Annotated in this window: 16 protein-coding genes and 1 other RNA gene; 16 read left to right on the top strand and 1 reads right to left on the bottom strand. The window is 56.2% G+C overall.

Going from position 1 to position 19323, the window contains the following annotated elements; translation table 11 throughout:
* Window positions 1-22 precede the first annotated feature (22 nt).
* The 9 genes from G5154_RS02265 (at window position 23) to G5154_RS02225 (ending at window position 9275) form a co-directional block, all read left to right on the top strand.
* Window positions 23-805 (top strand): enoyl-CoA hydratase, encoded by a 783-nt coding sequence (locus G5154_RS02265; protein WP_421250244.1) that lies wholly within the window; start codon window positions 23-25, stop codon window positions 803-805.
* 18 nt (window positions 806-823) lie between these two features.
* On the top strand, window positions 824-1936 hold the full coding sequence (locus G5154_RS02260) for an enoyl-CoA hydratase/isomerase family protein (protein WP_421250243.1): 1113 nt from the start codon (window positions 824-826) through the stop codon (window positions 1934-1936).
* Between the two features lie 51 nt (window positions 1937-1987).
* Window positions 1988-2908: a 3-hydroxyisobutyrate dehydrogenase gene (gene mmsB, locus G5154_RS02255; protein WP_421250242.1), complete on the top strand. Its 921-nt coding sequence runs from the start codon at window positions 1988-1990 to the stop codon at window positions 2906-2908.
* Window positions 2909-2960: 52 nt separating this feature from the next.
* Window positions 2961-3740 carry an SDR family oxidoreductase gene (locus tag G5154_RS02250; RefSeq protein WP_042052836.1) on the top strand — a complete coding sequence of 260 codons (780 nt, stop codon included), beginning with the start codon at window positions 2961-2963 and terminating at the stop codon, window positions 3738-3740.
* Between the two features lie 358 nt (window positions 3741-4098).
* Window positions 4099-5535, top strand: coding sequence for an arginine-ornithine antiporter (gene arcD / locus G5154_RS02245; RefSeq protein WP_421250241.1), 1437 nt, complete (start codon window positions 4099-4101; stop codon window positions 5533-5535).
* 105 nt (window positions 5536-5640) lie between these two features.
* Window positions 5641-6429: a sulfite exporter TauE/SafE family protein gene (locus G5154_RS02240; protein ID WP_042052835.1), complete on the top strand. Its 789-nt coding sequence runs from the start codon at window positions 5641-5643 to the stop codon at window positions 6427-6429.
* Window positions 6430-6531: 102 nt separating this feature from the next.
* Window positions 6532-6628: signal recognition particle sRNA small type (gene ffs / locus G5154_RS02235), an RNA gene on the top strand.
* 84 nt (window positions 6629-6712) lie between these two features.
* On the top strand, window positions 6713-7852 hold the full coding sequence (locus G5154_RS02230; RefSeq protein WP_421250240.1) for a tyrosine-type recombinase/integrase: 1140 nt from the start codon (window positions 6713-6715) through the stop codon (window positions 7850-7852).
* Between the two features lie 331 nt (window positions 7853-8183).
* Window positions 8184-9275, top strand: a complete 1092-nt coding sequence (locus G5154_RS02225; RefSeq protein ID WP_421250239.1) for a M14 family metallopeptidase — start codon at window positions 8184-8186, stop codon at window positions 9273-9275.
* A gap of 130 nt (window positions 9276-9405) precedes the next feature.
* On the opposite strand, the gene G5154_RS02220 is transcribed toward G5154_RS02225, so the two are convergent.
* Window positions 9406-12081: a phage/plasmid primase, P4 family gene (locus G5154_RS02220; RefSeq protein WP_421263856.1), complete on the bottom strand. Its 2676-nt coding sequence runs from the start codon at window positions 12079-12081 to the stop codon at window positions 9406-9408.
* 477 nt (window positions 12082-12558) lie between these two features.
* On the opposite strand from G5154_RS02220, the gene G5154_RS02215 reads away from it, so the two are divergent.
* From G5154_RS02215 to G5154_RS02185, 7 genes are all read left to right on the top strand, one after another.
* The gene (locus tag G5154_RS02215) at window positions 12559-14595 is read left to right on the top strand and encodes a type VI secretion system tip protein VgrG (protein WP_421250237.1); all 2037 of its coding nucleotides are present in this window, start codon (window positions 12559-12561) and stop codon (window positions 14593-14595) included.
* A 1-nt stretch (window position 14596) separates the two neighbouring features.
* Complete coding sequence (locus G5154_RS02210) at window positions 14597-15334, top strand: DUF4123 domain-containing protein (protein WP_421250236.1); 738 nt, start codon at window positions 14597-14599, stop codon at window positions 15332-15334.
* 256 nt (window positions 15335-15590) lie between these two features.
* On the top strand, window positions 15591-16130 hold the full coding sequence (locus G5154_RS02205; RefSeq protein WP_421250235.1) for a hypothetical protein: 540 nt from the start codon (window positions 15591-15593) through the stop codon (window positions 16128-16130).
* 70 nt (window positions 16131-16200) lie between these two features.
* Window positions 16201-16719: a hypothetical protein gene (locus tag G5154_RS02200; protein WP_421250234.1), complete on the top strand. Its 519-nt coding sequence runs from the start codon at window positions 16201-16203 to the stop codon at window positions 16717-16719.
* Window positions 16720-16836: 117 nt separating this feature from the next.
* Window positions 16837-17355, top strand: a complete 519-nt coding sequence (locus tag G5154_RS02195) for a hypothetical protein (protein WP_421250233.1) — start codon at window positions 16837-16839, stop codon at window positions 17353-17355.
* 2 nt (window positions 17356-17357) lie between these two features.
* On the top strand, window positions 17358-19061 hold the full coding sequence (locus G5154_RS02190) for a hypothetical protein (RefSeq protein WP_421250232.1): 1704 nt from the start codon (window positions 17358-17360) through the stop codon (window positions 19059-19061).
* Window positions 19058-19234, top strand: coding sequence for a hypothetical protein (locus G5154_RS02185; RefSeq protein ID WP_254196548.1), 177 nt, complete (start codon window positions 19058-19060; stop codon window positions 19232-19234). Before G5154_RS02190 ends, G5154_RS02185 begins: the two co-directional genes overlap by 4 nt.
* Window positions 19235-19323 lie beyond the last annotated feature (89 nt).

Below are 19323 nucleotides of genomic sequence, written 5' to 3'. Positions count from 1 at the left end.
CTTCATCGACAAGGACAATGTTATGACAAGGATCAGACTCGAATATCATGGCCACGTGGCCTATATCACCCTCGACCATCCCCCTGCCAACACCTGGACCCTCGCCAGCCTGCAGGCCTTTTTGCAGATGATGGTGGAGCTCGACAGTCGTCCCGATGTGGTGGCGCTGGTGCTCCGCGGAGCAGGCGACAAATTTTTCTGCGCCGGTGCCGACCTAAATATGTTTGTCGAGGGGAATGTCGAGCTGGCCCGCGAAGTAGCCGAGGCCTTTGGCAAGGCCTTCGAGGCGCTGGCCCGTTTTCATGGCGTCAGTATCGCCGCCATCAATGGTTATGCCATGGGCGGCGGGCTGGAAGTGGCGCTGGCCTGTGATATCCGCATCGCCGAGCAGCAGGCGTTGCTGGGACTGCCGGAAGCCTCGGTGGGCTTGCTTCCCTGTGCCGGTGGCACCCAGCGCCTGACCGAGCTGGTGGGGCCGGGCTGGGCCAAGCGGATGATCCTCTGCGGCGAGAAGGTGAGTGCCTCGCTGGCCTACGAGATGGGGCTGGTGGAGGAGGTGGTGAAAACCGGTCAGGCGTGGGAGGCCGCGCACCAGATGGCCCATCTGGTGGAGCGCCAGAGCCCGAGCGCCCTGCGCGCCTGCAAAACCCTGATCAATCTGGGCCGCAGTGGCCCGCGGGATGCCGCCTTGCCCCTTGAGCGGTCGCTGTTTCTCGAACTCTTTAGCGATGCCAACCAACGTGAAGGGGTGGCCGCCTTCCTGGAGAAACGCTTACCGCGCTGGCAATATGGCCCAACAGAATAAATCCATACGGAGCCGTTTATGAGTGAGCCGGTCAAGGTTAGCTGTTATCCCACCGAAGATGGCCATCAGATCGGGGTGTTGACCCTCGACAGCCCTGCGTCTCTCAACGCATTGAGCCTGCCGATGATCCAGATCCTGCAACAGACGCTGACCCGTTGGGAGCAGGATCCCGCCATCGTCTGTGTACTGCTGCAGGGGATGGGTGAGAAGGCATTTTGTGCCGGTGGCGATATCCGCTCCTTCTATTACCGCAAGCAGGAGGCAAGCGGATCGGAACTGTTCGAATATGCCCGCGACTTTTTCGAGCAGGAGTACCGGCTCGACCACCACATCCACTCTTACCACAAGCCCCTGATCTGCGTGGCGGACGGTATCTGCATGGGGGGCGGTATTGGCCTGTTTGCCGGAGCCGATTTTCGGGTGGTGACCGAAAGAAGCCTGTTCGCCATGCCGGAGGTGACCATCGGCCTCTACCCCGACGTGGGGGCGAGCTGGTTTTTAAGCCGGATGCCGGGGCGGCTGGGGCTCTGGCTCGGTCTGACTGGTGCCCGCTTTAATGGCGCCGATGCCCTTGGGGTGGGGTTGGCGGATCACGCCATCGCCAGTGGCGAGCGCAGTGCGCTGCTGTCACGCCTCGCCGTACTCGACTGGGCTGCCAGTGGTGATCCCCGTGAGCAGATCGAGCTGCTGCTCAGCGGGTTGCATGGTGAGGTGGTGGCCCGGTTGCCTGCGCCAGTATTGCTGCCCCATCAACAAAGGATCGATGCCTTGCTGGCGGGACGCTCGTTGCAAGGGGTATTGGGTCGGTTGTTCGAGGCCCAGTTCGATGAACAGGAGGCGGTACTTCAGCAGGCGCAACAGATCTGCCGCACTGGCAGCCCCATCAGCCGCGCCATTTTGTGGCGCCAGTATTGGCAGGCTCGTCGCAACTCACTGGCAGAGGTATTTGCCGAGGAACTGACCCTCTCGGTCAACTGCGTGCTCAAGGGGGATTTTGTGGAAGGGGTGCGGGCACTGCTGATCGACAAGGATAAAGATCCCCGCTGGCAGCAGCTACTACCGGAGGGGGCGTGGCTGGACGAGTTCTATCGCTGGCCGCTGGGGCGCAATCCGTTGACCTGCAAGGAATAACATCTTGGCAACCGGCGCACGCCGCCATCAGCAACGCAAGGAGCAAGCGGGATGACAAGGATAGGGTTTATCGGGCTCGGCAACATGGGGGGGCCCATGGCGGCCAATCTGGCCAGGGCCGGGCACACGGTGCAGGTGTTTGATCTGGTTGCCCAAAACATTGAGCGCGCCATCGCCGCTGGCTGCATCGCCACGGGGGATGCCCGCGAGGCGGTGACCGGCTGCGAGGTGGTGATCAGCATGCTACCTGCGGGGGAGCATGTACGCGATCTTTGGTTGGGCGAGAGCGCCGGTGAGCGAGGTGGGCAGGATCTGCTGGCAGCACTGCCGGTTGGTGCACTGGTGATCGACTGCTCCACCATAGATGTCGACTCTGCCCGTCAGGTCGGGGAGGCGGCCCGCGCGCGTGGTTTGCGTTTTATCGATGCCCCTGTCTCGGGTGGTGTCGCCGGTGCGGCCGCCGGGACGCTCACCTTTATCGTCGGTGGCGACGGGGCGGATTTCGAGTCAGCCAAGCCCCTGCTCGCCTGCATGGGGCAGAATCTGTTTCATGCCGGGGCGTTGGGGGCAGGGCAGATCGCCAAGATGTGCAACAACATGCTGCTTGCGATCCACATGGCGGGCACCGCCGAGGCGTTGGCCCTCGGGGTGAAGGAGGGGCTGGATCCCGCCGTGCTCTCCACCATCATGGGCAAGAGCTCCGGCAACAACTGGAGTCTGGAGCGCTACAACCCCTGGCCCGGGGTGATGGAGAATGTCCCTGCCGCCCGCAACTATCAGGGGGGCTTTATGACCCGTCTGATGGTGAAAGATTTGGGGCTGGCCATGGCGCTGGCCGAGCATGCTCACAGCGCTGTGCCCATGGGGGCGCTCGCGCGTAACCTGTTCAACCTGCATGCCGCTCAGGGGCAGGGGAGCCGCGATTTCTCCAGCATCGTCGAACTCTATCTGGATAAACAGGGTCCCGCCTGACGGGCCACCTCTCTTCAAGGCATCTCCCTTCGACCAGCTACAAGGAGCATTGATGGATATCAAAGATAAGGTCATCGTTATTACCGGTGCCGGACGTGGCTTGGGACGTGCCATTGCGCTGGCCTTGGGCGCACAGGGGGCGACGCTGGCGCTGCTCGACATCAATCGCGCCGATCTGGAGGCGACCGCAGCCCTGGTGCGCAGCCAGAATGATCAGTGCGATCAAGATAGCCAGTGCGAGCTGTTTGTCTGCAATGTGGCGAGCGAAGCCGAGGTTGAGGCCGTGTTTGCTGCCATCAAGGGGCGTTTTGGCGTGCTGCACGGTCTTATCAACTGCGCCGGCATTTTGCGCGATGGCATGCTGATCAAGGTGAAAGAGGGTGAGCTGGTGGAGAAGATGACGCTGGCCCAGTGGCAGAGCGTGATTGACGTCAACCTCACCGGTACCTTCCTCTGCGGTCGTGAAGGGGCGGCGCTGATGGCGCAAGGAGGGCAGGGGGGCGTTATCATCAACATCTCTTCCATCGCCCGCGCCGGCAATATTGGCCAGAGCAACTATGCCGCCAGCAAGGCAGGGGTTGCCTCGCTGGTGGTGACCTGGGCGCGGGAGTTGGCGCGCCATGGCATTCGGGTGATGGGGATTGCCCCCGGGGTGTTTGCCACCGACATGACGGCGGCGATGAAGCCGGAGGCGATGGCGCGGATGCAGCAGGCCATTCCGGTCGGCACCCTTGGCGAGGCGCAGCAGCTGGCCGAGACGGTGAGCTTTATTTTTGCCAACGACTATCTGTCGGGAAGGATGATAGAACTGGATGGCGGTTTGCGTTTATAGGGATTTACATAATGGGCCCCGGTGTTTCCACCGGGGCTTTTTTATGCAGATTATTTATACAGAGAGTGCCTGAATGGCGATGCATAGGAACCATGCGAGTCAGGTTGTGTTGGCAGAAAAATGAGAAATATCAATGGGTCTTGGTTAATTTGAGCCAGCTCACAGGCCATATGGGTCAGTGCTGTAAAATTGCGCGCGGTCAAGGCGGTGCATGATTGACGGGACGAGGGATTGCGGTCGGAATAGTCATGCAATATAGTTGCCGCCTTTTTCACGGGGTCAGGATTCCCAGCCCCTCCCATATTGCGCGCAGTATGAATACGGACGCTCTGCCGCCGCCTAAATAAACAGGATTGAAATGGACAAGAAACTAGGGCTGGGCGCCCTCATTTCGCTGGTGATCGGCTCCATGGTCGGCGCCGGGGTCTTCAGTCTGCCACAAAACATTGCTGCGCATGCCAGTGCCGGGGCGGTCGCCCTGGGTTGGGCCATCACCGGTCTTGGCATGATCTGTCTCGCGCTGGTCTATCAGAACCTCTCCATGCGCCGCCCCGATCTCGATGGCGGTATCTTCAGCTATGCCAAGGCCGGTTTCGGCGATTTCATCGGTTTCAACGCCGCCTGGGGTTACTGGCTCTGCCAACTGCTGGCCAACGTCTCTTACGCCATCGTAGTGTTCAGCGCCCTGAGCTACTTCTTCGATACGCCTGACAACGTCATCTTCGGTGACGGCAATACGCCGGTGGCCATCACGCTGGCCTCCATCCTGATCTGGTCGGTGCATGCGCTGGTGCTGCGCGGGGTGCAGGTCGCTGCGCTGGTGAATATCGTCACCACCATCGCCAAGATGGTGCCGCTCATCGTCTTCTGTGTCGCGATCCTGCTGGCCTTAAACATGGATACCTTCACTCTGGATATCTGGGGCCAGAACAACATGGAGCTTGGCTCCGTGATGGATCAGGTCAAGTCCACCATGAAGGTGACCCTCTGGGTCTTTATCGGGATTGAAGGGGCCGTGGTGGTCTCTGCCCGTGCCCGTCATCGCAAGGATGTGGGCCGAGCTACCGTGCTGGCGCTGCTCGGCGCCCTGACGCTTTACGTGATGGTGACCCTGTTCTCGCTGGGTGTCATGAGCCAGCCGCAACTGGCGGCGCTCAAGAACCCTTCGACCGCCATGATCCTTGAAGCAGTGGTCGGCCCCTGGGGCGCCTGGCTTATCAACATTGGTCTGGTGGTGTCTGTGATGGGTGCTCTGCTCAGCTGGACCGTGCTGGCCGCTGAAGTGCCCTACATCGCGGGCAAGACCGGTGTGTTCCCGGGCTGGTTTGCCAAGGAGAACAAGAACGGCTCGCCGCAGGTGTCCCTCTGGTGCTCCACCTGTCTGGTGCAGATCTTCCTGATCATCATCTACTTCCAGAGCAGCACCTATCTGGCGCTGGTCAACATCGCAACCTCGGCGGCGCTGGTGCCTTACGTCTTTTCGGGCGCTTATGGCCTGAAGCTGGCATTGAAAGGGGAGACCTATCAGGGTCAACCTCATCAGCGCAAGCGTGACCTGCTGCTGGCCCTGGTGGCGACCGTTTACGGCTGCTGGCTGGTCTATGCTGCCGGTGTGGAGTACCTGCTGCTGGTGGCGCTGCTTTATAGTCCGGGCATCTTCATCTACTGGAAGGCGCGTCAGCATCACGGTCTGCGCGGCCTTAACCGATTGGAGCAGGGGATGACGGCGGCCCTGCTCGGCTGTGCCGTGCTGGCCTTCTACAAGGTGATGGACGGTACCATTCCACTGCACTAACCGGCACAATGAAGAGATGGCCCTCGCGCCATCTCTTTTTTTTCATGCAGATATCCACTGTTGCCCGGCCGTGTTGGCCAGTTTTTGTTTAACACAGGAATTTTTATGCTGTTTATGGGTTACCTCCTGCTGGGCGCCTTTGCCGGTATGCTGGCGGGACTGTTCGGGATCGGCGGCGGTCTTATCATTGTCCCCGTGCTGGTCATTACCTTTCGCGCCCAGGGCATCGACCCTGAAATCATTACTCATCTGGCCCTTGGCACCTCGTTGCCCACCATGATCTTTACCGGATTCAGCTCGCTGCGGGCCCACCGGGAGGCGGGCGCCGTCGATTGGGTGATGATCCGCCGACTCGGCGCCGGCATGCTGATCGGGGGTTGGCTCGGCGGCATGACCGCCAATCTGCTCAGCACCAGCACCCTCAATATCATTATCGGCTGCTTCGCCTGGAGCATGGCGCTACAGATGGGGCTCAACCTTAAACCCAAAGCGGAGCGCCATATGCCGGGGCCGCTCGGCACAGGCATTGCCGGTACCATCATTGGCTGGATGTCAGCCCTGTTTGGTATTGGCGGTGGCTCGCTCACTGTCCCTTATCTGAGCTGGAACTCGGTGCCAATGCGCAATGCGGTAGCGGCCTCTGCAGCCTGCAGCATACCCATCGCGCTGGCGGGGAGCCTCAGCTACCTCTATGCGGGTTGGGATCATGCCGATCTGCCCGAGTGGAGTGTGGGCTACATCTATCTGCCCGCCCTGCTGGGCATTGTGCTGACCAGTACCCAGTTCGCACGCATTGGCGCCAAGCTGGCACACCGCCTGTCACCCACACGCCTCAAGCAGGCCTTTGCCCTGCTGATGCTGCTGGTGGGGGCGAAATTTATGCTGTTTAGCTGATTCATTCAGCAGATTGTTGAAAAATAAGGCAAACGATCTGTTGGAGGGTAGAAAGCCGTTGCATTGAACGCCCAGTTTGCCTATTCTCCTCGCCGGTGGTCCTATTGGTCCTCTCGCATTGATAACCCGTCGACCTGGTCAGGACCGGAAGGTAGCAGCCAAGGCGGGGGACTCGAGTGCCGGGATGTGGCTGGTAGGGCCACCACTTGTTTCTGCCATTCAATAAGTTAGCTTTCTAAAGCCCTTGGTCATCCACTTTGTGTGGACGACGAGGAGCTCATCGATGAATCTCTGGCTCAGTCCCCACGGCATCTGGTATTACCGGAAAGTCACCACGCTCCCCTGTGGTCGTCGTAAAGAGATCAAAAAATCCCTGCATACCCGAGACAAACTTTGTGCACGTAACAAGGTGACCCAGCTGCTTGCCTGCGTGCGTTCCAGACCGAAATCTGGCGTTGAGCCTGCTGAGGCATCAGAGACCCCACCAAATCAATCGAGCACCAAGCCGGTAGCTCGGGCGGTTAAACCGCTTGCTCCGCTCCTGTCAGTCCTGAGTGACCGCTATCAGAAGGAGAAGGCCCTATCCTGGGCTCCCAAAGAGCGAAAGAACCAGAAAAACTATCTCGGCTCCTTTATCGAGGCACTGGGGGATCGCCCTGTGACCGGCTACAGCAAGGCTGACGTGGTCATGTTCAAGGATGGGCTACTGAACTCGGGTAAGAGTCCGGCCACCATCAACAAGTACCTCCAGAAGCTCTCCCTGTTGTTTAGCTGGCTGGCTAACCATCAGGAGGGAATCATCAACCACTTCGCCGGATTGAAGCTGCAGCGAGCCAAGGAGGTGAACTCACGAAGTGGATACACAGCGGAAGAACGTCGCAAGTTTATCGGGTGGGCTAAGCAGCAAGAGCCCCACCGTAGGTGGATTGCTCTGCTGGGTCTGTTCACCGGAGCTCGTGCCAACGAAATCTGTCAGCTCTATGCCGATGATGTGCAACAGGTTGACGGTATATGGTGCCTAAATATTCGCAATGGACGGCCAGACCAGAAACTCAAGACGGTCAACAGTGCTCGCCTCGTTCCTCTCCATCGATATCTCCTCCAGAGCGGTTTCATCGAGTTTGTTAAGGGGAGGGAAGGGGGGCGCCTCTTCCATGAACTGCCCCATCGCCAGGATGGATACAGCCACCTGTGGGGGCAGTGGTTTAGCCGCCATCGCCCCGTCGACAAGGATTTCCACAGCCTGCGGCATACCGTGGGGACAGCCCTCAAAGATCACGGTGTGCCATTGCAGTATGCGGCGGCGATCTTGGGTCACACCAACGGAGCGATCAGCTATGACCGATACGGTGGGGATATCTCGCTGGATAAGCTCCATGAGGTGATAGAGACCGCCCTATCATCCTTTCCTGATGCCAGTTAAATGGAGGGGGCCTGGCTAACTGCTGAAATTTCGGCAGATTTACGGCTTTATTTGGGCTCTTTGCCTTTGTTGGCGGGCAAAACGGGAAAATCAAAAACGGCAGATGTGATTTGGTTTTGTGGTCTTGCATGTCAGCACAAGGGAGAGTGGATTCATTCGTCTTCAATGTGTCCGAGACTATGTCTTTGCATCACATTTCTTCTAACCCAAAGTAGATACTCGACATATCTCCTTGATAGCTTAGTCACCTCGACATGTTTTTAGCCTTGGACTGCCTGCCAGCTTATCGAGTCGGGATTTACTAATCATATTGAGCATCATGGAGAGTCGTATGCGTTATGTTGCGTTTGCTGTTGGATTAGCACTTTTTGGTTCGGTTGCCCATGCAGCCACTCAGTACACAGGCGATAAGGTCCAAGGTATACCTGTGATTTCAGCACTCGATGTCGCTGATCTTGCTACAGGCCAGCACCGTTTTATGTTCGAGGGCGTCGAGACCGGAACCGGGCAACGTTGGTATGTGCCTGTCATGGTGGCCAAAGGGGCTACCGATGGTAAAAAAGTATTGCTACAGGCTGGAGTACATGGTGACGAACTCAATGGTGTTCGGATCGTACAAAAGGCGATGGCACAACTTGAACCAGCCAAGATGAAAGGGACCGTCATTGGGGTTATTGGCCCCAATCGTTCCGGTTTAGAGCGAGTGTCGCGTACATGGGCAATATCGACTGACGGTGGTGATGTGATCGATTACAACCGGATTCATCCAGGTAAAGAGACAGGTAATGCTCCCGAGCGTCAGGCATGGCTGATGTGGAACAAAATCTACAAAGGGAATGTCGATTTGGCCATCGACTATCACACTCAGTCTACTGGGACGGCATACCCACTCTTTATTTATGCCGATTATCGCAATGCGGATGTAAAGACCATTGCGGAACTGTTCCCTGCCGACCAAATTAAAAAGGATCCTGGCGAAGCGGGGTCGATGGAAACTACGTTTGTTGAGAATGGCATTCCGGCTATAACCGCAGAAGTAGGCGAGCCACGGGTGTATCAACAGGATATGATTGATCGAGGTTTACAGGGGGCCTTAAACGTGTTGAGTCACTACAAGGTGATAGACGGAAAGCTTGGGGCCACCGCCGAGAGTCATAAGACATACATAGGTAATGAAATGAGCTCGATTCGGGCAACGACAGGTGGTTTTGCAGAAGTTCTCGTCAAGTTGGGGGACGATGTGAGGAAGGGCCAGAAGGTTGCTTTGCAGCGTAATGCTTTTGGTGATGTAGTGGCCGAATATACTGCGAATATGGACGGTAAAGTGCTTGCAGTCGGCACTGATGCTGTACGTGAGCCTCGGGCGTTACTGGTTCGGATTCTGGGGCAAAATCCTGCGGACACTTGCAAAAATGGTTGCTAAGTAAGAGATGTTGCTATCGCGACAAGGAACATGTTTCCGTTAAGGTCAGCTTTGGATGCACGACCAAACACTCTATATTGAGCGTCACTTTTAGATCAAAGTATGAGGGGCCCGTAGGCCCCTCGTTTGGTTATACGGTGTAGTTAGCACCGAGATCTGTCTTACTGGATGATGCCGTCATGTCAGCCATCTCGCTATCGAGCAGGGTCAACCCGATGACGGTTGCCTTGCTGTTGTAGCGGGGGACAGCAAAGCCCTTCTCCATCAGCTTCTTCTTGAGGGCCAGCTGCTTCATGGCCCATTCACCGTTCTGCTGTGCCCAGCGGCTGTAGGCCGCATAGACCTCGCTCATGGGCACTTTGGCCCCTGCTCTGGCCTGGGTGCACTCTTCCAGGAAGCAACCGACCATATCCGACTCGGCACGGTAGGTCTCGACATCCTGCTTGAGGCGAGCAGGAATCGATGCCTTGAGTCTCTGCTCTTGCCACATCTGGCAGCCCTGGATGGCCCAATTCAGAATGCCGGGCATCTCGGCTTGCAGCTTCTCCATCAGCATGGGGTCAAGTTGTGCCTTCGTGAAGGAGGCATTGAAGGGCAGCATCAACATCCGACGCCACATGCCATTGCTGGTATCGCGGATCTCGGGCTTGTGGTTGCCCACCATCACCAGAGAGAAGGATGGGCGGAACTCCATCTCCTTCTTGGCGTAGGGAGCACGAGCGACAATCACGTCATCCCCTGTCATGGCCTTCACCAAGTTCTCATCCATGCGAGAACCCTCTGGCAGCTCGTTGGCGACCACGAGGCGTGCATCCACCAGCTTGGTCAGGGACGGGTTTGGACCAGTATTGCCGTTGCGGTTGAACAGCAAGACGTTACTGCTGATCTGCCGACTGAACTCTCCCAGCAACTGCTGGATGACCGACATGAAGGTACTCTTGCCGTTGCAGCCGCCCCCGTGGAGGAAGAACAGGAGCTGTTCGTCGGTGCGGCCGGTGATCCAGTAGCCCACACAACGTTGCAGGAAGGCCGCATACTCGGCATCGCCACAGGTGATCTCGCCGATGAACTGCTCCCATCGTGGGCAAGTGGCGGTCGGGTCATAGGCCACTGGGCTATGGTGGGTCATCATGAATGCCCGTCTCGGTGCCAACAGGCGACCCGACTTCAGGTCGATGACACCATTGGCCGTGCCCAACAGCATCGGATTGGCGTTCAGCTCGTGCAGTCTTGCCGTCATCATCGGCTTGGCCAGTTCCAGCATGTTCTGAATGCCTGCCCGGTTAAGGCTGCTTGAGCCGTGTCTGAGCACTGCATAGGCCCAAGACAGCTCTTCTTTCTTGCATGCCTGCTTGATCAACGCCTGCCCGATGTTCTGGATCTCTTTGCCCACGGTTTGAGCAAGGATCATGGGCGTCAAGTCATTCTGGGTCCAGTGCGTACCATCGAAGTAGATAAAGCCACCTAACTCAGGGACGAACTTCAGGTTATGCCCGTGCATCTGCACGAACCGTTCGGCGTTGGCCGAATCGTTGAGCTCGTTTTCAAAGATGGCTGTACGTGGCATGACCTTGACGACTTCCGGCTGCTGATCATCGTCCTGAACGGCTTCGGCTTCGGCTTCGGCTTCGGCTTCGGCTTCGGCTTCGGCTTCGGCTTCGGCTTCGGCTTCGGCTTCGGCCACAGGCTCAACCAAGGTGAATGCCGCTACCAGCTCGGTCAGAGGCAAGGGGTTGTCGCCATGCAGGTATTCGTCGATGTCCTTCACACTTTCCGGCAGCTTGACTTGGGTCAGCTTGAGACCGAGTTGGACTACCTTAGAGCGGTACTTGTCGCCAGCTTCGTCAGTGTCGAAGAAGGTCACGACGTCTCGGTCAGTCAGCTCACGCCCCAGCCACGCCAACTGGGTCTGCGACAGCGTGCCAATGGTAGCCAGCACAGGGCCCGGCCAACCTGCATCCACCAGCGACAGGCGGTCATTCTCTCCCTCTACCAGGGCGACAGGGCCGGGGGCATTCAGGCTCTCTTCTCCGTAGAACTGCACTCCGTTAAGCCAGTGCTGGCTCGGCAACTGGAACTGATACTGCTTGTTTGGGTCCTTGAAAGTGAAGCGGCTGACTTGTCCGTTGCGGTCGAAGTGCGGGAACACATAGACACCGCTCGGGAAAAAGTCACGAAGCAGATCTGGGGCATCGTTGCGAAGCTTGACCAGACCGGAGGCCAGTCGCTCCTCTTGGCTGAATCCTGCATCCTTAAGTGCCTTGTTCAGGCCACCTGAGAAGCCGATATCCAGCCCCACCAACACATCCTCAGAGTGGCCACGCAACTTCATCAGCTCCTCTACATCCAGGCGAGCTTGGTAGTAGTTAGCGGCCAGCTTGAAGAGCTCTTGCAGGCGAGCAGGTGGGGCCGTGTAGATCGGCTGCTCCAGCTTCACCACTTTGCGAACGGTCGGGGTGACTGACAGCTCGCCCAGCAGAAGCAAGCGGGCGGCATCAGCAGGGCTACGGGCTTCGTCGCACTTGACGATCAGGTCGAACACATCCCCGTTCTCCTCACAACTGAAGCAGTGGAAGCTATCGTCGTCAGGGTAGAGGGTGAAGCAGTCGTTATGGCCACACAGTGGGCAACTGGCATCATCTAGTCGATAGGTGTTGGAGCCGACTTTCTTGACGTCTTGCCCGGTCAGGGCTGAGGCGACATCAATGATGGGGAACTGCTCTTTGACAGCGGCGAAGTCGATATTCAGGGAGTGGCCTGCATCGGCCAGGGCAAATTCAAGGTCAAACTTGGTGGATTGAGACATGATGTCTCTCCTCTTAGATGACCGCTGCTGTGGAACTAAAATTAGGATGAGTGTGTTCCAAGCGGCGGTAATCAGGTCGGGTAACAGCGCCCCCCGTGGGCCTATGGCGTGAGCCAAGGTGCGATGTGCGGGGGCGTTTGCCCGCCGACAACCCCGACTATACGGATCGGCAGAAGCAATACAACCCCTCATTTTTCATCCCCAAGACCCCACTTCGAGTTTTCGTTGTGAACAACGCAAAATCAATAGATATGAAATGTATTCATAATTTGGTTGCCATGAATGCCCTAAAGGAATATATAGTCTAACATGCCAGACGATTCTGATTTCTTGACAGAAAATGTCGCATATGGCCAAGAAGTATTGTTTTGACCTCTCCCGCATAGGTACAATCGAGTCGTTTTTTTGAGCGTATCCACTTTATGCTTTGCCATCCGGCTATCAGTGGCCTGATTGCAAAGCACAAAGGAGTTGCTGATGGCAAATCAAACCGGACTTCAATTCACCGCAACCGTGGGGGCTCTCCCTGACAACACGTTTGCGGTCGCGGCGTTTGAGCTCGACGAACAACTGAACGCCCCTTTTTCTCTCACCCTTGAGCTGGCTAGCTACCAGCCAGACATCGATTTCGCTGATGTGCTGGACCAGCCGTGCGAGCTGCTGGTGTGGTACAACGGCGAGCTACAGCGTCGGGTCTGCGGCGTTGTCAGCGAGTTTGCTCAAGGGGACAGCGGCTTTCGTCGTACTCGCTATAGCCTTGAAGTGAAACCGGCATTATGGCGGCTGGGCCTTCGCCAAAACTCCCGCATATTCCAGGCACAGAAGCCGGATGAAATCCTCAGTATCCTGCTGCAAGAGCACGGCATCACCGACTATGCCTTTGCCCTCAAGCATGACCATGCCCAGCGGGAATACTGCGTCCAGTACCGTGAGACTGACATCGATTTCCTCAACCGGCTCGCCGCCGAAGAGGGGATGTTCTACTTCCACGAGTTCGAGCAAGGCAAGCATCGTATCGTCTTTGCAGATGATCCCGCAGCCCTTGGCAAGGGGCCGGAGCTGTTCTTCAACTCCGCCAATCAGACCCTTTCGCATGGCTCATTTGTCCGCAGCTTTCGCTATTTGGAAGCGGTTCGCCCCAGCGAGGTGGTCCTCAAGGACTACAGCTTCAAAACGCCTGATTATGCTCTTGCACATCAGAAAGAGGGCCGCGATCTGACGCATCAGCGGGATACCTACCAGCACTTCGATTATCCCGGTCGTTTCAAGCAGGACCCGAGTGGCAAGGCGTTTACCCAACATCGGCTGGATGCCCTTCGGGCTGATGCTGCCCGTGGGCAGGGTCGCTCCAATGCGGCAGCACTGATGCCCGGCCAGACATTTTCCTTGAGCGAGCACCGAAATCCAGCCCTCAATTCTGCTTGGCAGGTGGTGCAGGTCTCCCACACAGGCAAACAGCCTCAAGCCCTGGAAGAAGAGGGCGGTAGCGAACCGACCGTCTACTTTAACGACTTTCAAGTGGTCAAGGCAGACCGTCCCTGGCGAGCATTGATGCCCCACAAACCTATGGTGGATGGTCCCCAGATTGCTATCGTGGTCGGCCCTGAAGGCGAGGAGATTTACTGCGACGAACATGGCCGGGTGAAGCTGCAATTCCCGTGGGACCGCTACAGTGATGGCCTAGACCAAAGCTCCTGCTGGGTACGAGTCTCGCAAGGTTGGGCCGGTGGTCAATACGGCATGATGGCCATCCCGCGTATCGGCCACGAGGTCATCGTCGAGTTTCTGGAAGGAGACCCTGACCAGCCTATCGTCACGGGCCGTACCTACCATGCCACTAACCGCCCACCTTACGAGCTGCCAGCGAACAAGACCCGCACCGTGCTGCGTACAGAGACCCATCAGGGGGAGGGATTCAACGAGCTGCGTTTCGAAGACCAGGCGGGACAGGAAGAGATCTACATCCACGGTCAGAAAGACATCAACGTCCTGATTGAGAATGATGTGGCGTGGCACATCAAGCATGACCAGCACTCCGACATCGACAACGAACGGGTGACCCGTATCAAGGCCAATGACCACCTGACGGTAGAGGGTGAGAAGCGGGATCACATCAAGGCAGACTATTCGCTGACCGTAGATGCCTCCCTGCATCAGAAGCTGGGCCAATCCCTGCTAGTTGATGCTGGGCAAGAGGTGCACCTGAAATCCGGTAACAAGATCGTGCTGGAAGCCGGTGCCGAGCTGACACTCAAGGTTGGCAGCAGCTTTGTGAAGGTTGACCCCAGTGGGGTGACGCTGGTTGGTCCCAGCATAAAGATGAACTCTGGCGGCAGTCCGGGTTCTGGCTCTGGTTGGGCGGGTCAACTGCCGAGCCTGCCCGGTGCGGTTGAGGTCGTCCCTCCACCCAAGCCCCCACTGTTTAAGGCCATGCCGCCCTTGGAAAAACCAGTCTGTATCCCTTGCATGCTGAGGGCCATGGCTCAGGGCGATGCCGTGGTGAAGGGAGAGTAAGATGCTACCGGAATCAATCTGGCGTGAAGGAAAGACGGTAGCACTTCTCGAAGCAGCCCATCTCAGTGCCGAGCAGCGAGAGAAGCTGAGTGAGGGTCAGTTTTTGCCGCTCTATCTGCATGACGACCTGTTTGAACTGGTCAATCTCGGCCCCTGGCTCTGGCAGTGCTCACAACAGGATGAAGGCTTGCTGGCCGAACTCGCCGAGCAGGGGCATGTCGTGGGGCTGATGGACAGCGAGCAACCTGTAGAAGTCCTGCAAGAGCAGTTGGCTCTGGGTGCAAGAGTGATAGAGCCGGATGGTAAGTTCAGTATGCTGCTGCGGTTCTATACCCCTGATGCCTTGCCCTTGCTGCTTGACCAGCAGGATGCCCCTTGGCTTGGTGGACTCTTTGGCGGCATCAACCGTTGGTGGCTGCGAGAGTGCAATGGCGATTGGCGTGAGCTGGACTTGTCTGTCCCCCCGGCAGAACCAGTTCTGGTGCAACTGACCCCGGCACTCTATCAAGCATTGGAAGGATCACCGCAAGCCCATCGACTGCTGGCCCTTTGGCAGTCAGGGGAAAACATCGCTCAGTTTCCGCCTTGTGAGCGGATGGCCATGGTGCGTAAAGCACTCGACAAGGCCAAGCAGGCTGGTGCTGCCGATGCCCAGCTCGTGTACTGGGGATTGGCCTACCTGGAGGGTGGGAAAAATGCACTTATTGAAGAGCAACGTTTATCTAAAGGACGTATTTAGTTGATGATTGATTACTATGTATTCCCATTCATGAATATCATCCTGGCACTCTTCTTTTTGCTCTGTGTTAGACGTCATCGTGGGTTAATTATTCTCATCTCATGTCAAGTGTTAATGGCATTTTTGACTGTCTGTGCACAAGAAAAGGGATCTCTACTTTTGGCTAATTTCATAGATTTAATATGGCGTGCTTATGACGTTGTGACTTTGGTAGTAGTGATGGTCGGCCTTCTGTTATTGAACGTAAGGACCCGGTATGCTCGATAGAATTTTATTAGACTTAGACCCATATTTTTTGTCATGGATATCTTGGTCGTATGTAATGATACTTTTGGCTAGTTTGTGGGGGATAGCAAAGGGTCGTTCGGCTTGTTATTTAGTTGCTCTGGCGGCTGTCTTTATGTTCATAGAGAGCACGTCGGTCGTCTCCACGGCTAACGTATTAATTCAACGAGAGTTTGCAAGTGAGGCTGAGGCATTGGGTGTTTGCTCTGAATTTAAAGATGCAAGCCCTCAAAAATTAGAAAATGATCATGCGGTACTTGATGATGACATCTTTTCTGAAGAAATAAAACCACTTAGTTTTGAATATCAAGATTGTGTTGAGCAGTGGGTGAGTAAAAATGATCCTAGAGTCCAATGGCTCAATTTATTTTCTTTTATATTTAGATCCGTAAGTGAGTTGCTTCGTGCGGCAGCTTTCCTGTCTGTTCTAGCAATGTTGAAAGACAGTCATGTTACCAGTACAAAAGGCGTGATTTGTTGGTATAAAAGAAAAGCTTCACATAATGGATGATGCTTTTATGTGTCCCTGATATTGTAATAAATACTTTGGGTTTAGTGCGTATAGACATAAAGAAATAAACATGAGCGTAGAAAGAAGCCTGACACGATTTATCTCCACGATGGCCACGGCTGTGTGGAACTTGATGCCTCGTTGGGGACGCTGGCTGAGTGCCATTGTACTGGTGCTCTGGTTAGGATGGACGTTTCTGGTGCAGGAGCGTCATGGCGGGGCCGCTATCGTGCTCATGTCGGTGATTGATCGCCCCATCACTTACGTCTATGTCAATGGCAAGATGGGTAGTAACACGGATGCGTTTGACGGATTTGGTGCTGGTGGGGGCGGCAGTGCGGGTCCCTACCGGATTGAGGGCGATACGGTCGAGATCAAATGGGAATTGGCGATGACCCGCAAGCAGTATGACGAGCTTGGTTACAGGCCTGAAGTGTATAACGTTGTTCTACCCATGCCCAAACGGGAAAAGGGGCAGGATGATTTCTGTGTATTGATGCTGCCTGACAATACCCCGATGGTACGTTGGGCCCATAGCTGCCCTGTTGAGCTGGATAGCATTGTTGATACCTATCGGACGAGGAAATAGTGATGGTGGATAGGGATGATCCAAAGTGCCGTGTTGATCTAGAAGAGAGCCTCCATCAGGCGGGGACCTGCTCGCTGGTTGAGCGTTTGGCTCAGGGATAACAAGAAAGAGACAAGCATGACAGTAGAAAGAAGCCTTACCCGATTTATCTCCACCATGGCCACGGCTGCGTGGGACCTGATGCCCCGCTGGGGGCGTTGGTTGAGTGCAATTGTACTGGTGCTTTGGCTGGGATGGGCGTTTCTGTTGCAGGAGCGACATGGTGGGGCCTCTATCGTGGTCCATTCTGTGATAGACCGCCCAATTAGCTACGTCTACGTCAATGGCAAGATGGGGAGCAACACATTTGCATTTGACGGGTTCAGTGCTGGTGGGGGCGGTAGTGCGGGCCCCTATAAGATTGATGGCGATACTGTGAAAATTGACTGGTTGCTGAGTACCACGCTTGACCAGCTGGAAAAAGAAGGATTGCGGCCTGAAAAGCACTCGATAACCTTACCCATGCCCAAGAGGGAAAAGGGGCAGAATAACTTTCATGTCCTCTTTTTGCCCGACAACAACGTGATGGTGCGATGGGGGGGGTGGGCTGAGCCTGTGATGAATGACGTGATTGATACCTATCGGACGAGGAAATAGTGATGGTGGATAGGGATGACCTGAAGTGTCGTGTTGATCGAGAAGAGAGCCTTCATAAGGCGGGGATCGGCACCTGCTCGCTGGCGTTGCAAATAGGTTTTTTCTTCGATGGCAGCAAGCGGAATATCTACACAGATGAAGAGATCCAGCGGCTGACCAATGTGGGACGTCTGTTTCGAGCTCATCCGCTTGAGATAAATGCTCCACTCACCTCATCCTATTCATACGCCAAGGTTTACATTCCAGGCTTGGGCACAGAGCTCAACGATACGACCTCTGAGCAACTGGACAGCATTCTGGATGCAAGGCAGAAGGCGTTGGCTGGTGATTACCTTGACGATTTGAAAGGTCAGGCTAAAGAAACGGTGGTCGAGGCTGTCAAAGGGGATTGGAGCAAGGTTCTGACCAATAAGCTCGGCGATATGCTGACCCTGAAGAGTAGTTTCGAGGCATCATTCTCCGCCGCCAAGAATGCGGCCAAACGAGCTCTGGTCGAAGCGGTAGCTCCCATCCGGGATAACCCGTTGGTCGCTGACCTGCTGATGACCGGAGTGGACGCCAGAGTCGACTTTGCCAAGAACCGCTTCAAAAAGAACGTGTCAGCTTCCAAAGAACTGAACCAGCTTCCCATCAAGTTGATCCAGGTATCGGTCTTCGGGGCCGACCTGGGGGCCGCTCTGGCTCGCCGCTTTATCGAGGAGTTGCTGGAGTCGGTCTGTACCAAGGTGGGCAACGAGTACCGCTACGAGGAGAGCAAGGTCGAGGTGATCTTCGCTGGCCTCTTCGACAGCTCACGGCGTAGCCTGCTCGATATGGGGGACACTGTTGCTGAAGTGTCTGACTGGGCAGGTCTGTTGACGAAGAATCCGGCTGGCGTGCCGTTAGGCGTGGTAGCGGGTGCCAAGGTGATCGACTATAACAAGCCCCTTCACCCTGCCGTCAAGCGAGCCCTGCATCTGGTGGCTGCCCACGAGCGCCGTGACTATCGCCCACTGCTACCCCTTGGGCCGCTCAAGTCAGGTTGGCGGGAGGAGCTCTGCCCTGGCATCAGCGAGGACGTTACTGGGGGTCTGCTGCCTAACGAACAGCGGCCCAGTGCCGAGCTTTGCCGGGTGCCGCTTAGAAAAATGTTTGATACCGCTCGTCGGGCTCAGGTGCCGTTCCCCAACTTCCGAACTCTTGATGCAAAGAACCCCCGTGTAGCTCAATACTTCGTCATGCTGGACAACTTGGCGGGACGCTCAGTGCAGGATTTCAGCGACTATTACCAGAAGTGGGTCGGCAGGAGTGACCCCACTCCAGCCGGGTTTGAGATGCACATGACCGGGTACTGTATCTGGCTCGGAGAGAAGCTACATGACTACAGGGCTCGCCTGAAAGTGGCTCGGGGTAGTGAACGCGATGAACTCAAGGAGCGTTGGGGTTGGCTTGAGCAAGTAGGAAAGGATGCCGATGACATCGTGATGTGGCAGCGGTACAACAGCAAGACCGTGCAGGCTGCCAAGCGGGTGAAATTCTTCAATGAGTCAATGCGGGTTCCACCAGCGGTTGACGCCTTCTTCAACTACTTCATGCATGACTTCAGCTCGAAGGAGCTCAAGCACGCTACGCTCGACGCTCAGGCCAACACCATGCTCAGCAGCAACAACTTCTTCGTTCCCCGTGGCATTGAGACGGTGGAAGCTGATGAGGAGGCCGCAGCGTGAAGCAGTACCAGAACTGGTTGGCCCACTATCTGGTTTGCCGCCGAGACGGTGATCATGCCATGGCCGCCGATCTGGCCCACTCTATCTGCCTGTTCTGGCAGGCTCGCGATAATGCCACCGAACAAAAGAAGTGGGAGCAGGTACGGGAAAGCCATCTGGGACAGGTTGAGTAGGTCTGCCGATCTGCTGAAATTTTGGCATTTTTAAGAACTTTTTCTACGAGATTTCATACAGAAAAAGTTCTATAAATAGCTGAAATTTC

The organism is Aeromonas sp. 600527 (genome assembly GCF_049175415.1).
In the GTDB taxonomy this organism is placed as follows: Bacteria; Pseudomonadota; Gammaproteobacteria; order Enterobacterales; family Aeromonadaceae; genus Aeromonas; species Aeromonas veronii_A.
This window is presented reverse-complemented; position numbering and strand designations above follow the sequence as displayed.

Bases quoted from the DNA above. Each gene is read 5' to 3' on its own strand.
- G5154_RS02200 (WP_421250234.1), top strand. From the start codon at position 16,201: ATGAGCGTAGAAAGAAGCCTGACACGATTTATCTCCACGATGGCCACG.
- G5154_RS02195 (WP_421250233.1), top strand. From the start codon at position 16,837: ATGACAGTAGAAAGAAGCCTTACCCGATTTATCTCCACCATGGCCACG.
- G5154_RS02190 (WP_421250232.1), top strand. From the start codon at position 17,358: ATGGTGGATAGGGATGACCTGAAGTGTCGTGTTGATCGAGAAGAGAGC.
- G5154_RS02250 (WP_042052836.1), top strand. From the start codon at position 2,961: ATGGATATCAAAGATAAGGTCATCGTTATTACCGGTGCCGGACGTGGC.
- G5154_RS02240 (WP_042052835.1), top strand. From the start codon at position 5,641: ATGCTGTTTATGGGTTACCTCCTGCTGGGCGCCTTTGCCGGTATGCTG.
- G5154_RS02215 (WP_421250237.1), top strand. From the start codon at position 12,559: ATGGCAAATCAAACCGGACTTCAATTCACCGCAACCGTGGGGGCTCTC.
- mmsB (WP_421250242.1), top strand. From the start codon at position 1,988: ATGACAAGGATAGGGTTTATCGGGCTCGGCAACATGGGGGGGCCCATG.
- G5154_RS02225 (WP_421250239.1), top strand. From the start codon at position 8,184: ATGCGTTATGTTGCGTTTGCTGTTGGATTAGCACTTTTTGGTTCGGTT.
- G5154_RS02210 (WP_421250236.1), top strand. From the start codon at position 14,597: ATGCTACCGGAATCAATCTGGCGTGAAGGAAAGACGGTAGCACTTCTC.
- G5154_RS02205 (WP_421250235.1), top strand. From the start codon at position 15,591: ATGCTCGATAGAATTTTATTAGACTTAGACCCATATTTTTTGTCATGG.
- G5154_RS02265 (WP_421250244.1), top strand. From the start codon at position 23: ATGACAAGGATCAGACTCGAATATCATGGCCACGTGGCCTATATCACC.
- G5154_RS02230 (WP_421250240.1), top strand. From the start codon at position 6,713: ATGAATCTCTGGCTCAGTCCCCACGGCATCTGGTATTACCGGAAAGTC.
- G5154_RS02260 (WP_421250243.1), top strand. From the start codon at position 824: ATGAGTGAGCCGGTCAAGGTTAGCTGTTATCCCACCGAAGATGGCCAT.
- arcD (WP_421250241.1), top strand. From the start codon at position 4,099: ATGGACAAGAAACTAGGGCTGGGCGCCCTCATTTCGCTGGTGATCGGC.
- G5154_RS02220 (WP_421263856.1), bottom strand. From the start codon at position 12,081: ATGTCTCAATCCACCAAGTTTGACCTTGAATTTGCCCTGGCCGATGCA.